The following is a 14220-nucleotide window of genomic DNA, read 5'->3' on the forward strand; positions in this document are numbered from 1 at the left end:
GCACCGCCCCCGAGGCCGGCCCAGGAGCCGCCTACTCCTCGTCCTCGTCGTCGTCCAGTCGCGCCAGCCACGTCGCCAGCCGCTCCACCGGGACCTCGAAGTCGGGGTTCAGGTCGACGAACGTGCGGAGCTGTTCCGCGAGCCACTCGAAGGTGACCTCTTCCTCGCCGCGCCGCTTCTCCAGTTCCTCGATGCCTCGGTCGGTGAAGTACATGGGGTGCTCTCCTGCATGACAAGTGTGGGTGCCCGGTGATGGGCGCCTACCAGCCTAGGCGGACGGCGAAGGTGTGCCGTCGCCGAAGGGTAGGGCTCGTCTCCGGAGGGAAGGAGTCTTTCCCCGTGGGACGGAAACGGCGATGTGTTCCCGTGCGGAGAGGGCGGGAAACCACGATCGACAGGGTGTAGGGAGCACACGGGGCTCGGGGGAACGGGGGAGCGGGATGGAGCAGGACGCCACGCGGATAGCGCGGGTGCGGTTGCCGGACGGTACGCCGGTGTGGGCGCGGATCTCCGGCGCCGAGGAACTGACCGTGCCGACGGGGGAGCTGTCGTACACGGACACCGGGTTCGCCGAGCGGGTGGAGGCGAGCGTGGAGAGTCTGCACTCGCTGGTGAACGGGGTGGCGCGGTCGCTCGCCGAGCCGCTGCGTGCCGTGCGGCCCGACGAGGTGAGCGTCGAGTTCGGGATCGAGCTGACCGCGAAGGCCGGGAAGGTCGTGGGGCTGCTCGCGGACGGGGAGGCGAAGGCCGCGATCACGGTGACGCTGACCTGGCACGGGGGCGGTCCGCCCGATCCGGACGCCGTCGGCCACGACGGCTCCCCGGCCTCGCACGCGGGCGCGTCGCACGGCGCCCCGGTGCAAGGGGGCGCCCAGGGGGCCGGGTCCGGGGGCGCGGAATGACGGACCGGTACGACTGGGGCGCGTCCGGCGGCTCGGAGCCGGCCCATCACGCGCTGCGTGAACTCGTGATGGCGGCCACCGTGCGCATTCATCGCACAGGTGTCGGGTATGCCCCGGAGGAGTCCGGGGCGTTTCTCGGCAGTGGTTTCTTCATCGCGCCGAACTGGGTGCTGACCTGCGCCCATGTGATCCACGGCGGGGAAGGGGGCGAGGTCACCGTGATCTACCAGCCCGGTCCCTACGACGAGCCCCGAGCCGTGCCCGGCAAGGTCGCGGCGACCCTTCCGGAGCATGTCGACCGCCCGGGGCAGGGCAGCTGGCCCGCTCCCGACCTGGCGCTCGTCCGGCTGCGTGAGCCGGTGGAGCACGAGTGTGTCTACGTGTCCGAGCGGCCGATGCCGCACTACACCGAGGGACGGGTGTTCTACGCCGGCTGGGCCCCCTTCCAGGGGCAGCCGCAGCCGCACGACGGCTCGCTGACCGTGCACGGCACCATCGGCGGCTGGTCGACGGGTGCCCAGCTGCGCCTCGGGGAGAACGACCTGCCGCTCGGCGTCTCCGGCGGGCCCGTGATCGACCCGGCGCGCGGCGAGGTCGTCGGCGTGCTGAAGTCCCGTGCGGACCACGGATCGGGCGGCACGTCGATCGGGATCGAGCGGCTGCGCACCCTGCCGGTGGCGCCGGGCGACCGGCCGCACGACCTGTACCGGCACGGTCTGCGCCATCACGATCCGTACCAGCACGACCTCTACCAGGCCGTCTTCCACGCCCACGACCGCTACCACCGCGACCGGCAGCAGCCCACCGACTCCGGGCGCCCCACCTGGACCGACCTCCAGGCCGAACTGGGGACCCGTCCGGGCCGGACGCTGAGCCCCGACGAGCGGGTCGACCTGCTCGGCCGGCTCGCCGATCTGCCGCCTCCGGAGAGCACCCGCGGCCTTCTCGACATCCTCCACTCGCTGCCGGGCTTCCGGCTACCGACGCTGTCGCCCGCACCGCGCGGCTGGCGCGACGGACTGGGCGCGCTGTACGAGAACGCGCGGCAGGACGGCACCCTCCGGCTCGTCGCCGAGTACGCGATGCGGGTCATGACCGCGGAGCGCCCGGTCACGCCCTTCGTGCTCGACGCCGAACAAGCCCTGTGGGAGTGGATCAAGCAGGCGGCGACCCGGCTGGACAGCGACACCCGCAGCGATCTCGCCCGCAGGCGCGCGCAGCACGTCGGCGACCGGCGGCGCGAGCGGCCCGGCCGCGACCGAGCCGAACACCGGACCGGGGGCGCGCCGCCGGAGCAGGCCCGGGCGCACCCGCCCGGCACCTCGCGGGACGAGGCCGTCCCGCTCTCCCTCTCCGTCCTGCTCGACGTGGAGCATCTGGCCTGGAACCGCGGCCACTGCGACTGGTCGATCGCCGTGGTGGGGCCCGAAGGCGAGGCGACCCCGCTGAGCGACGGACAGGGCGCCCCGCTCGACGATCTCGCCGGCCGGGTCGCCGAGTCGCTCGTCGAGGCCTTCCGGCGCTGTGACGAGCCCGGGCGCCCGGTCCCGCTGCACGCAGCCCTTCCGCACCTGCTGCTCGACCTGCCGGTGGACGAGTGGCGACTGCGGTCCGGTGCCGAACCACTGGGCGCAGAACGGCCGGTGGTGGTCCGCTGCAAGGACCGCGACCAACTGCCGGCCGAGGACGGAGGTTACGACGGCTCCGGCGGTTACGGCGGTTACGGCAGTTACGACGGCTCCGGCGGCTACGGCGGTGAACTCCCCGGCGACGAAGAGGAGTCCGACCGCCGCGAACGCTGGCAGTGGGTGCACGACCGGCACGACCGCCCGGACACCCGCGCCAGGGCCGAGATACTGGACTGCGACGACGCGGTGCGCCGGCCCGTGTCGGACGTGGCGGTGCTGCGCGGCCTCGCGCACGGGACCGTCCCGGTGCTGTGCCGCCAGGGCGACCAGCGCTACCCGGACGACGCCACCGCACTCGGGCGGATCGTCCGGGCGGGGTACGGCGTGGTGCTGTGGCGCCGCTGGAACCGCCAGACCGACTCCGTGTGCGGGGAGTTCCACCGGGGCGCCCGGATGACCGTCTACGACGCGGTCGGCGCCGGGGCGCTGCCCGAATTGGTGTACGGGTTGCGCAAACAGGTGCGCGAGGGGCTCACGGAGGCGTTCTGGGCCAAGGACATCGCTCTCCTGTACGACGACCCGCACCGACCCCTGCCCGGTGCCGGTGACCTGCTGGAGGCGCCGTGAACTCACGCGCCCTGTGTGAGGCCCTTACGAGGTCTCGTGAAGGTCGATAACGTGATGCACGTTCGACGGCTGCCGTGGGGACGGGACGGACGAGTGACGACGAGGACCGGACATGACCGAATCCAGTGAGTGGCTCATCTACCGAGGCGCCGGGGAACCTCACGACGGCATGGACCGGCTGCCCCCGCCGCCCCCTTGGCGGGACTTCTCCGGCCGGGACGCCGAGGAAGGCGCCGACGGCGGCGACGGCTCCCGGGACCGCAGGCTTGGCGCGCACCGGCATCTGGCCGAGCTGCACCGGCCCGGCGCCGAGGAGCTGGAGATGATCAACGCGGCGCTGTATCTGCGCCGCCCGCTCCTCGTCACCGGCAGCCCCGGCGCGGGCAAGAGCACCCTCGCGCACTCGGTGGCGTACGAGCTGGGCCTGGGCAACGTGCTCCGCTGGTCCATCGTCAGCCGCTCCGCACTCCATGACGGTCTGTACGACTACGACGCCATCGCCCGCCTCCAGGACGTGCAGATCGCCGCGCAGGGCGGCTACGGCGCGGCGGGCGGCAACCCCGGTGCCGTCGAGGCGATCGGCAGCTATATCCGCCTCGGCCCGCTCGGTACCGCGCTCCTGCCCTCCGACACGCCCCGCGTCCTGCTGATCGACGAGCTCGACAAGAGCGACATCGACCTGCCCAACGACCTCCTGAACGTACTGGAGGAGGGCGAGTTCGAGATACCCGAGCTGCAGCGGATCGCCGACCGGCTGCCGGACGGCGAGGCCGAGGTGCTGACCGCCGACGGCACGAAGGTCCGGGTCCGGGACGGTCGGGTGCGCTGCCGGGCCTTCCCGTTCGTGGTCCTCACCAGCAACGGCGAGCGGGACTTCCCGGCCCCGCTGATGCGCCGCTGCATCCATCTCCAGCTGGACCGCCCCGACCACAACCGGCTCGCCACGTTCGTCCGCGCCCACCTCGGCGACGAGGCGGCCCGCGCGGGCGACGACCTGATCAACCGGTTCCTGGAGCGCTCCCGCAGTGAACTCCTCGCCGCCGACCAGCTGTTGAACGCGATCTACCTCACCGACGCGGCCGCCCCGCCGAGCCGCGACCGTCTCGCCGACCTGCTCATCCAGCGACTCGACCGCCCGAGGTGAGCCGCTGATGCCGGACGCAGCACCGCGACACGGCCCGGTCCCACCCACCCCCGGCAGGCCGCCGAGCGGGCCACCCACACCGACCACGACCCCGCCACCGCCCAACTCCGCCGCGCCGGCAGGCGACTTCACCGCGCCGACGGGGGGCTTCGCCGGGCCGACGGGTGGCTCCGTCGCGTCGGCGGTGGCTTCGGCAGCCGGGTTCACTGACGTCGACGACAGGGTTCCTGGGCCGGGTGGCCCTGGCGTGTCCGGCGCCGGTCCTGCAGCGGATCGTGTGGGTGGTTCCGATGGCGGCTCTGGGCCGGATGGCCTCGGCGTGTCCGGTGGTGGTCCCGGGGTCGATGGTGCCGATGTGTCCGGTGGTGGTTCGCGGGCGGATGGTGTCGGTGACTCCGGCGGGGGCTCTGGGGAGGGTGAGCCCGGTGGGTTCGGTGACGGTGACGGTGACGGCGGTGGTGGTGACCCGGGTGGGTCCTCCGGCGGGGATCCGCTCGCCGAGCTTGTCCGCAGGCTGCGGGAGGTCGGGCTCGATCCGGATACCGAGGGGCTGAGCGACGCCCTGTGGCTGGCCCGGTGGGCGCGGCCCGCGGTTGAGGTGCCCGAGGAGCCGTCGGTCAGCGGGTCCGGCCCAGGGGGTTCGTCCGGGTCCGCCGTGCCGGTGAGCGAGCCGCGGCGGGACACCCCGTCCGAGGCCGGACCGGGCACGCCGTCCCGGACACGACCCGCCGGCGCGGAGGCCACCGGAGCCGACCGCCGGGCCTCCCTCTATCCCCTGCCGCAGCACGGCGCCGGGCACAGTCGGGCGGCCGGGCGGATCGCCGGGCTGCCGGTCGGTGTACCCGCGGCCCCTGCCCTGCCCGCACCACTCGAACTCCAGCGCGCTTTACGGCCGTTGCAGGCCTACCGCAGCGCCGCGCCGCCGCTGCGGACTGAGCTGGACGAGACCGGGACCGCCGAGCACAGCGCCCGCGCGGGCGGCCTGATCCTGCCCGTGTACCGCGCGGTGACCCGGGGCGACGCCCGGCTCCAACTGGTCCTGGAGGCCTCCCCGTCGATGCGGGTCTGGGACCGGATGTTCGCCGAACTGGTCCAGGTCTTCGGTCAGTTGGGTGCCTTCGGTGACATCCAGATCAGCCATCTGCACACCGGGCCCGACGGCGAGGCGGCGGTCGGCCGCAGCGCCGACGTGCACGCGGCCCCGCTGCACACCGCCGACCGGCTCAGCGACCCGACCGGGCGCCGTATCACCGTCCTCGTCAGCGACTGCGCCGGACCGCTGTGGCGCAGCGGCCGGGCCCACCGGCTGCTGTACCAGCTGTCCCGGCAGGCCCCGGTCGCCGTGCTCCAGCCACTGCCGCAGCGGATGTGGAGCCGCACCCGACTGCCCGTGACGTACGGCGAGTTGAGCCGCGGTGAGACGCTGGGCGGCGCCACCGCGCTGCATGTGCGCACCTTCGCGGGTGCCGCCTCGGGCGGGCCTCGGGGCGCCGTACCGGTACCGGTGCTGCCGCCCGAGCCGGTGGCGCTCGGGGCGTGGGCGAGGCTGCTCTCCGGGATCGGCGCCGGGCCGGTCGCGGGCGCGGTCGGCTGGGTGCGCGCGGACCAGCCGCCCGCGCCGGCGGCCCGCCCCGGGCGGCAGCCGTCGCCGATCGAGCGGGTCAGCAGGTTCCAGTCCGTGGCCTCCCCGAGCGCCGGCCGCCTCGCCGTCTATCTGGCCGCCGCCCCGCTCTGCCTGCCGGTGATGCAACTGGTCCAGCGGACCATGCTGCCCGACTCCGGCCCCTCCGAACTCGCCGAGGTCCTGCTCGGCGGCCTGGTCAGCCGCGCCCGAGAGGACCACGTCGACCAGGGCACGGACGGCACCCAGTGGTACGAGATGGAGCCCGACGTCCAGGAGGCCCTCCTCTCCACCCTCGGCCGCGACGAGGCCCTCCTCGTCCTCAAGCACTGCTCCGAGTACATCGAGCAGCGCTTCGGCAAGGGTGGGCCCAACTTCCCGGCCCTCGCCCTCGCCCAGCTCGGCGACGGCGGCTCCGGACGGCCGTACACCCCGCCCGGCACCGGCTACCCGGTCCGTAACGGCGACAACGGTCACGCGACCCTGGTCCCGCAGCCCTTCGCCGAGGTCGCCGCCCGGGTGCTGGAGCGCTTCATGCCGCTCCCCGAGCAGTTCCGCCTCTACGGCGGCCGCGACACCGCCGTACGACCGGGCGAACGCCCCACCCACCAGGCGGTCGGCCGGGCCCGCGCCCTGCTCGCCCGGTTCGACACCGAGGGCATGGTCCAGGACCTCATCGACGCCGTGCAGTTGCTGCGCGGGGCCACCGAGCACGAGGATCCCGTGGACGCCGACCCGGAGCTGTGGGCGGAGTACGCCCTCTGCACCCTGCGGCTGTGGGAGGTCCAGGGCGGCGCCGATCTGCTGCGCGAGGCCGAGGAGGCGGCGGAACGGGCCGTGGCCCATCCGCACGCCCAGCGGGAACGGGCCGTGTTGGCAAGGGTGTTGCGGGCGGCGGCCACCGACCGCAGGCGGCGCGGCGACCGGGAGGGCGCCCTCGACCTGCTGCGCCGCGCCGACCGGGAGTACGTGGTGGCCTGCGGGGCCCCCGACCTCGACCAGCGGGAGGCGCTGCGGCTGACCCTGGAACGGGTCGGCGCGCTGGAGGCGCAGTGGAGCCTGGGCGGGGACAGCGCGCTGCTGCAGGGCGCGGTCGGCATGCTGGAGGCGTTCGCCGACGCCTGGCCGGACCGCCGCAACCGCCCGCCCGAACTGCCCCGGGCCCACGGTCGCCTCCTCCTCCGCCTCTCCGACGCGACGGCCGACCCCGAACTGGCCCGCGGCTACGCCGAACAGGCGTCCCGCTCGCTGCGCGACGCCCTGGAGTCCGGCGCCGAGGCCCCCGACCGGGGGACGGTACGGCTCGACCTGGTGGACGCCCTGCTGCGTGCGGGGGGCGCCCTGGACGAGGCCCAGGACCGGGTCGACGAGGCGCTGGCGGTCACCCGCAAGCGCGGCCGGCGCGCCGCCCTGCACCTGAGGGCCGGGCGCATCCGGGTCGCCCGGTACACCGAGACCGGCGACCCGCGCGAACTGCAGGAGGCGGCGGCCGCGTTCGCGGACGCGGCCGCGGAGGTACCCCGGGACGACCCGGCCTACTCCCAGGTCCTGGCCGAGTGGGGCGAGGCCCTGCTGCGCCGGGCGGCCTCGGAGACGGGCGACCGCGCCTGGGCACCCCTGTCCCAGGCGATCCGGGTGCTCCGGGACTGCCGCCGGGAGACCCCGTCCGGACACCGTGAGACGGGCTACCGTCTGCTCCTGCTCGGCAGGGCGCTGATCCTGCGCTACCACCGGCGCGGCGACCGGGTGGACCTGCGCGAGGCGGAGTACCTCTTCGGCCTCGCGGCGCATGCGGCGATCTCGGCCGACGACCCGCTGCTGGCCACCCGCTGCCGGCTGGAGCTGGGCCAGGCGCAGTACGAGGCCTACCGCAGCCTGGGCCGTCCGACCAGGCTCGACGAGGCGGTGGACGCCTTCCGGCTCGCCGCCGAGTCGGCCCGCGAGGCGGAGGAGGAGGCCCGCACCGAGCGCGGCCGCCAGGAAGCGGTGGTGCTGGGCGCGCAGGCCCACCACTGGCGGGGTATGTCCTATGAGGCGGCCGCCCGCCCGAGGGCGGCCCGCGAGGCCTACCGGGCCGCCCGCACGGAGTGGTCACGACTGCCGGACGGCACGCTGAGCACGGGCGAGCCGACGGCGCACGACACGGCGGAGCGGCTGGCTGCGCTGGAGTGAGCGGGGACGAGGGAGAGGAACGGGGACATGTCGGACGAGCCGTTGCCGGAGCTGCTGGATCTGGACCTGGAGGAGCTGAGGACGGCTCAGCACCCGGTCCTGCGCGAGGTGTTGGAGGGGCTGCGAGAACGGGCGGAACGGCCGAGCGAGATGCTCTGGGGTTTCAACAACGCGATGTGAACCGCGCGGAGGCCGCGCTGTGAGCCAGATGGCGCAGCGAAAAACGGTCGCGTTCGGTCAAATGGAATCAGAAGAGGGCTACTTCGATCGCGGCGGGTTTGCGTCCGGCCTTCGACCGGGAATGCGGCCTGATGCGGCCTGAAACGGGTGGAAAGGCGTACGGCATGGGGGTGCTGGAGTGTCTGCGACCGGTCACCCTTTCCGTCAGTTCATAGTGAAGGTGCACGGCCGTTGCAACCTGGCCTGCACCTACTGCTACCTCTACGAGGGTCCGGACAGCACCTGGCGCACCCGCCCCGCCACCGCCCCGCCCGCCGTCCTCGACCGCACCGCCGACCGTATCGCCGAACACGCCCGCACCCACGGCCTGACCACGGTCTCCCTGGTCCTGCACGGTGGCGAACCCCTGCTGGCGGGCGTCGGCACGCTCGCCGGCTTCACTGAAGCCGTACGCTTGCGCGTCCCCGAGGACTGCACGGTCCGGGCCACCGTCCAGACCAACGCCACCCTGCTGACGCAGGACCGCGTGAGCGCTCTGGCCGGGCACGGTATCCAGATCGGCATCAGCCTCGACGGCGGCCGCGCGCGGCACAACGCGCGTCGCGTCGACCACGCGGGCCGCCCGTCCTGGCCTGCCGCGGCACGCGGGGTGCGCCTGGTCGCCGACCGCTTCCCGGAGTCGTACGCGGGCCTCCTGACGGTCGTGGACCCCATGCTGGATCCGGTGGAGACGTACGAGTCCCTGCTCGAACTGGGGCCACCCGTCATCGACCTGCTCCTCCCGCACGGCAACTGGTCGGTGCCGCCGCCGCACAAGTCCGGTGTCCGGTACGGTGATTGGCTCTGTGCGGTCTTCGACCGCTGGTGGTCGGCCGGCCGCCGGGAGACCCGGGTCCGCCTCTTCGAGGAGTGTCTCGCCCTGCTGCTCGGCCTGCCCGCGGCCACCGAGTCCCTCGGCCTGGCCCCCTTCGACGCGCTCGTGGTGGAGACGGACGGGTCGATCGAGCAGGTCGACTCGCTGAAGTCGGCGTACGAGGGGGCCGCGCGAACCGGCCTGGACGTCTTCAGGCACGCGTTCGACGAAGCGTTGCGGCACCCGGGGGTCGCCGCCCGGCAGGCGGGCGCGGCGGCCCTCGCCGACGAGTGCCGGTCCTGTCCGCTGCTGTCCGTGTGCGGCGGCGGCCACTACGCCCACCGGTACCGGGCCGGGCACGGCTTCCGCAATCCCTCGGTGTACTGCGCCGACCTGGAGCGTTTCATCCGACATGCGGCCGGCCGGCTCGCCGCGGACGCGGTGCCGGCTGTGGCCTCTGGTGAAGGGGGCACCCCGTGATACTTCCGGCGGTCCCGGAGACGGCCCTCGCCGAACTCGGGCGCACCGACGGCGACGCCGACACGCTGGCCCTGCTCGTCCGGGACCAGGACACCCGTCGGCTGCTCCTGCTGCGCGCGGTCCTGGACGCGGCGGAGACGGCGGATCCGGAGCTGTGCCCGCCGTCGGCGAAGGCGAGGCTGCGGGAGGACTGGGCGCTGCTGACGGCGGCGGACCGGGCCGGCGGCCCGGACTCCCCGGCGCGGACCAGGCTGGGGTATCCGCTGCTCGGTCCCTGGGTCCGCCGCTGCCTGACCGGCCTCGACCCGCGGACCGGTCCCCCGACGCAGGAACAGCGCCGCGAACTCGCCTGCGATCTGGCCTACTTCAGCGCGGTGGCGGCGGTGGCCGCGGCCCGCGCCGGGATCCCGTTCGCCGTGGACCTGACGGCCCGTGACGGCATCCTGGTCCTTCCGTCGCTGGGTGCCCTGCGCACGGCGGAACAGGGGGACGTCCGGGTCCGGGTGTCCTACGACCGGTCACGTATGACCCTCGGCCAGGACACCACTGTCTTCCTGGAGAACGGGACCGGCGCCTGGTCCGGCTCGCACGCCTGGACCTCGGCGTACGCGCTGCCGGGCCTGGTGCCCGGCGCGGCCCCCATGCCCCTGGACGACCTCGACCCCTACCGCGTACCGCCCCGCGAACCCGACCAGTACGCGCTGAGCGGTCCGGCCCGCCCGGACGACGCCGAACGCAAGCGGTGGCTGCAGAGCTGGTCCGGCACGGCCGCGGTACTCCGTACGGGCGGCGAGGGGCGGCTCACGGAGGCGCTGGCGCTGCTGCGATGCCTGGTCCCGCTGGAGATGCCGCCCGGGGCGGGGAGCCGGGGCAGTTGCAGCGGAACCCGGCGGGAGGCGTTCGGCGCGTTGCTCAGCAGCGCTCCCGTGACCCCGGTCGCCTTCGCCGCGACCCTCGTCCATGAGCTCCAGCACACCAAACTGGCGGCGCTGAGCGAGATGGTGGAGCTGCACCGGGCGGGTCCCGGGGCCCTGTACTTCGCGCCCTGGCGCCCGGACCCGAGGCCGTACGACGGCCTGCTGCAGGGCGCGTACTCGCATCTCGCCCTGGCGGACTTCTTCCAGCGCCGGGCGCTCACCGTGGAGCCGGCGCTCAGCGAGGGCGCGTGGGCGCAGTACGCGCGCTACCACGCCCAGGTGGGGGCCGCGCTGCCCGCGCTGGTCGCGTCCTCGGACCTCACGGCGGTGGGCCGGCGGTTCGTGGACGAGATGGCGGCGGCGCACGAACGGCACACGACGCACCCCGCGCCCCGGGGACACGCGGCGCGCGCGCAGGAGTACGTCAAGGCGGTGCGTACGCTGTGGACTCAGCGTCAACCCCGTGGTGAATCCCGGAAATGACGACTTCTCAGGCGCTGCTGCGCAAAGATCGTCGAGCCGAGGTGCCGGTTCCGAAGTCGGCGGACTCCCCAGGGCCGCACCGAGGTTCTAGGATTTTATGACTACGCGTGGAGGCCGTCGCATGTCTGAAACTCGTACGCCGGTCAGGTCGACCGAGAGGGGGGCCGCGAGGCAGACCGTCACGATCAGCTTCGCCGGGTTCAACCGGGCCTGGGCGGCGTGGATCGGGGACAGGCTGGAGCGGCAGGGCGTCCGGGTCTCCTATGTGCGCTGGGACTCCCCGGCCGAGGAGACCCTGGTGGACCTGTTGCGCGGTCTCGCGCTCGCGGAGGGCCGAATCCTGATCCTGGTCAGTGAGCGGTACTTCCAGCTCGGTCCCCGGACCTTCGAGGAGTGGAACGCGGCGCTGCGCGAAGTGGTCGGGCCGGACCCGTCCAAGTTCGCGGCCGTCTCCGTCACCAACACGCAGGTGCCCGCGGCGATCGCGGTGCTGGGCCCGGTCGACCTGACCAACATGGGCGCCGACGAGGCGGAGCGCCGCCTGCTGGACCGGCTGGACCTGCCGACCGACGGCCGGCCGGTGCTGGACGGCTCCCGCGGCCCGCGGTTCCCGGCCGCACTGCCGGAGGTATGGGGTGGCGTACCGCGTCGCAACACGCGCTTCACGGGGCGTGAGCCGGTCCTGAACGACGCGTACCACCTGCTCCAGGGCAGCGACTCGGGCGCGGGCGTCCTCACGCTGCACGGCATGCCCGGAGTGGGCAAGACCCAGCTGGCCGCCGAGTACGTCTACCGTTTCGGTTCCGAGTACGACGTGGTGTGGTGGGTCAACTCGGAGAGCCGGGTCACCTACCGCCGGGTGCTGGCCGAACTCTCCGCCAGACTCGGTCTCTCCACGGGTGACGAATACGGAGAGCGGCTGCGCGCGGTGCGTGACTCGCTGCGGCGGGGCAATCCCTACTCCCGCTGGCTGCTGATCCTGGACGGCGCGGACGAGCCGGAACAGATCTGGGACCTCGTCCCGACCGGCCCCGGGCATGTGATCATCACCTCCCGGAACCCGGAGTGGAATGAGCACAACAGCAAGCTGCTGGAGGTGAACGTCTACGACCGTGACGAGTCGGTCGCCTTCATCAGGCGCCGCGCGCCCCGGCTGACCGAGCCGGAAGCCGACCAGCTCGCCGAGGCACTGGAGGACCTGCCCCTGCTGCTGGACCAGACGGCGGGCTGGCTCAACGACTCGGACCTCTCGGTCGAGGACTACATCGCCCTGCTGGAGGACGGCGTCGACCCGGACGTCGTCAAGGTGTCGGCGGACTTCCCGCTGGCCTTCCAGACCGCGTGGGCGATACTGCTGAACAAGCTGCGCGAGACCGTTCCGGAGTCGGTCGACCTGCTGCGCCTGTGCACGTTCTTCGCGCCGGGGTTCATCCCCGTACGCATGTTGCGGGAGATGTCGACCGACGACCTGCCGGAACAGCTGACCAGGCTGTTCGACGATCCGCTGCTCTGGAACAAGGCGATCAACCAGTTGCGGCAGTACTCCGTGGTCCGGCTGGAGTCCCACGAGGTCGGTTCGGAGGAGATCCCCTCGCCCGGTGAGTCGGTGTACCTCCACCGGATGGTCCACCAGATCGTCGGCAAGGACATGCCGGAGGAGAATCGGCGGGAGTTCATCGAAGTGGTGCGGCGCGCGCTGGCCGAGGCCGACCCCGGCCGTCCGACCGACACCCGCAACTGGGAGGCGTACGCGGAACTCGTGCCGCACCTGAAGTACGCCGACGTCCTCAACAGCACGGACCGCAAAGTACAGAACCTGGTCCTCAACTGCCTGCGGTACATGTGGTGGGCGGGTGAGTACACCTCGGGCTGGAAGCTCGGCAGGCGGACCGTCAACGCCTGGCGTGAGCTGCTGGGCGAGTCGGACCCGCGGGTGTGGGAGGCCACGCACCACTACGCCAACCTGCTGCGGTCGGCAGGCCGGTTCGAGGACACCGAAGCGCTCGACCGGGAAGCCATGGAGCACCTGCGCCGGGGTGGGGAGCGGTCCCTGGAGTACCTTCGGGCGGCCAACGGACTCGGGGCCGACCTCCGTGAACTGGCCCGTTACGAGGAGGCCCTCGAACTCGACGACTGGCTGTACCCGGCCTACCGGGAGCTCCTGGGCGAACAGGACTCCCGGACCCTCAACGCCCTGAACAACAAGGGGTACACGCTGCGGCTCATGGGCCGGTACGAGGAGGCCATGCAGACCGACCGGCAGACCTTGGAGACACGCCGCCTCGTGCTGACCGGCCGGCACCTCATGACTCTCTTCTCCGAGGTGTCCTACGCCATCGACCTCAGGTTGCTGGGCCGCTACGCGGAGGCCGAGTCCATTCACCAGCGGAACGTCCGCGAGTACCTGAACGTCGGCGGCCTGGGCAGTCCGGACGCGTTGCGGGCCCAGCTCAACCTGGCGCTCTGCCAGCTGCGGGGCGGGGACCGTGCCGGGGCGGGGCTGCTGCTCACCCAGGTGCTGGAGGGGTACGAGCGGAAACTCGGCGAGAACCACCTCCGCACACTGTCCGCCGCCGTCAGCCACAGCTGCTTCAACCGTGAGCACGGTGACATCGACCTGGCCCGCGAGACCAGCGAGTCCATCCTCGCCCGCTACGAGGAACTGCTCGCGGAGGGGCATCCGTTCACCGTCGGCGCGCGGGCGAACCAGGCCCTGGTCCTGCGCAACGTCGGTGAACGCGAGGCCGCTCATGTCCTGATCGAACAGGCGCTCGCCGACATGACCGAGGCCGTGGGTGAGAACCACCCCTACACACTCGGCTGTGCCATCAACGCCTCCGCTCTGCGCAACCTCATCGGTGAGACGGAGTCCGCCGCCGAACTGAGCAGGATCACCGTCGCCCGGGCCACCGAGGTCCTCGGCCGTACCCACCCGCTCACCCTGTCGGCCAGGATCGCCCATGCGGCCGACCTGCGCGGACTGCGTTCCCGGCAACAGGCCGAGAAGGTCGAGCAGGAGGCACTGTCCGACCTGGAGACGACGCTGGGCAGGCAGCACGTCCACACGATCTCGGCCCGCGCCCGCAACAGGCCGTACTGGGACTTCGAGCCCCAGGCGAGCTGACGGCCGCGGTACTTCCCCGGCGCGCATAAACGCCGCCCGCCGGGGAAGGAGTCGGGTCCAACAAGCATGCAACACACGTGAGTTCACTC

At 73.0% G+C, this 14220-nt stretch carries 9 protein-coding genes; 8 read left to right on the forward strand and 1 reads right to left on the reverse strand.

Going from position 1 to position 14220, the window contains the following annotated elements; genetic code table 11:
* Nucleotides 1-31: 31 nt before the first annotated feature.
* Nucleotides 32-214, reverse strand: a complete 183-nt coding sequence (locus ACIRR9_RS28940; protein WP_018571400.1) for a DUF6104 family protein — start codon at nucleotides 212-214, stop codon at nucleotides 32-34.
* A 226-nt stretch (nucleotides 215-440) separates the two neighbouring features.
* Between ACIRR9_RS28940 and ACIRR9_RS28945 the strand changes: the two genes are divergently transcribed.
* From ACIRR9_RS28945 to fxsT, 8 genes are all read left to right on the forward strand, one after another.
* Nucleotides 441-902, forward strand: a complete 462-nt coding sequence (locus ACIRR9_RS28945) for a CU044_2847 family protein (protein ID WP_403757569.1) — start codon at nucleotides 441-443, stop codon at nucleotides 900-902.
* Nucleotides 899-3157, forward strand: coding sequence for a trypsin-like peptidase domain-containing protein (locus ACIRR9_RS28950; protein WP_403757572.1), 2259 nt, complete (start codon nucleotides 899-901; stop codon nucleotides 3155-3157). Before ACIRR9_RS28945 ends, ACIRR9_RS28950 begins: the two co-directional genes overlap by 4 nt.
* A gap of 112 nt (nucleotides 3158-3269) precedes the next feature.
* Nucleotides 3270-4301 carry an AAA family ATPase gene (locus ACIRR9_RS28955; RefSeq protein WP_384571118.1) on the forward strand — a complete coding sequence of 344 codons (1032 nt, stop codon included), beginning with the start codon at nucleotides 3270-3272 and terminating at the stop codon, nucleotides 4299-4301.
* Nucleotides 4302-4308: 7 nt separating this feature from the next.
* Nucleotides 4309-8094, forward strand: a complete 3786-nt coding sequence (locus tag ACIRR9_RS28960; RefSeq protein WP_403757575.1) for an SAV_2336 N-terminal domain-related protein — start codon at nucleotides 4309-4311, stop codon at nucleotides 8092-8094.
* Between the two features lie 27 nt (nucleotides 8095-8121).
* Nucleotides 8122-8274: an FxSxx-COOH cyclophane-containing RiPP peptide gene (fxsA, locus tag ACIRR9_RS28965; RefSeq protein WP_123974197.1), complete on the forward strand. Its 153-nt coding sequence runs from the start codon at nucleotides 8122-8124 to the stop codon at nucleotides 8272-8274.
* 178 nt (nucleotides 8275-8452) lie between these two features.
* A complete protein-coding gene (locus ACIRR9_RS28970; protein ID WP_403757578.1) occupies nucleotides 8453-9607 on the forward strand; it encodes an FxsB family cyclophane-forming radical SAM/SPASM peptide maturase in 1155 nt (384 codons plus the stop codon).
* Nucleotides 9607-11007, forward strand: a complete 1401-nt coding sequence (locus ACIRR9_RS28975) for an aKG-HExxH-type peptide beta-hydroxylase (RefSeq protein WP_403757940.1) — start codon at nucleotides 9607-9609, stop codon at nucleotides 11005-11007. Before ACIRR9_RS28970 ends, ACIRR9_RS28975 begins: the two co-directional genes overlap by 1 nt.
* Nucleotides 11008-11128: 121 nt before the next feature.
* Nucleotides 11129-14131, forward strand: coding sequence for an FxSxx-COOH system tetratricopeptide repeat protein (gene fxsT, locus ACIRR9_RS28980; protein WP_403757580.1), 3003 nt, complete (start codon nucleotides 11129-11131; stop codon nucleotides 14129-14131).
* Nucleotides 14132-14220: the final 89 nt, after the last annotated feature.

The organism is Streptomyces sp. NPDC101234, assembly GCF_044767525.1.
Taxonomy (GTDB): domain Bacteria; phylum Actinomycetota; class Actinomycetes; order Streptomycetales; family Streptomycetaceae; genus Streptomyces; species Streptomyces sasae.

Coding starts and splice junctions, on each gene's coding strand:
- fxsA (WP_123974197.1), top strand. CDS start 8,122: ATGTCGGACGAGCCGTTGCCGGAGCTGCTGGATCTGGACCTGGAGGAG.
- ACIRR9_RS28945 (WP_403757569.1), top strand. CDS start 441: ATGGAGCAGGACGCCACGCGGATAGCGCGGGTGCGGTTGCCGGACGGT.
- fxsT (WP_403757580.1), top strand. CDS start 11,129: ATGTCTGAAACTCGTACGCCGGTCAGGTCGACCGAGAGGGGGGCCGCG.
- ACIRR9_RS28950 (WP_403757572.1), top strand. CDS start 899: ATGACGGACCGGTACGACTGGGGCGCGTCCGGCGGCTCGGAGCCGGCC.
- ACIRR9_RS28960 (WP_403757575.1), top strand. CDS start 4,309: ATGCCGGACGCAGCACCGCGACACGGCCCGGTCCCACCCACCCCCGGC.
- ACIRR9_RS28940 (WP_018571400.1), bottom strand. CDS start 214: ATGTACTTCACCGACCGAGGCATCGAGGAACTGGAGAAGCGGCGCGGC.
- ACIRR9_RS28955 (WP_384571118.1), top strand. CDS start 3,270: ATGACCGAATCCAGTGAGTGGCTCATCTACCGAGGCGCCGGGGAACCT.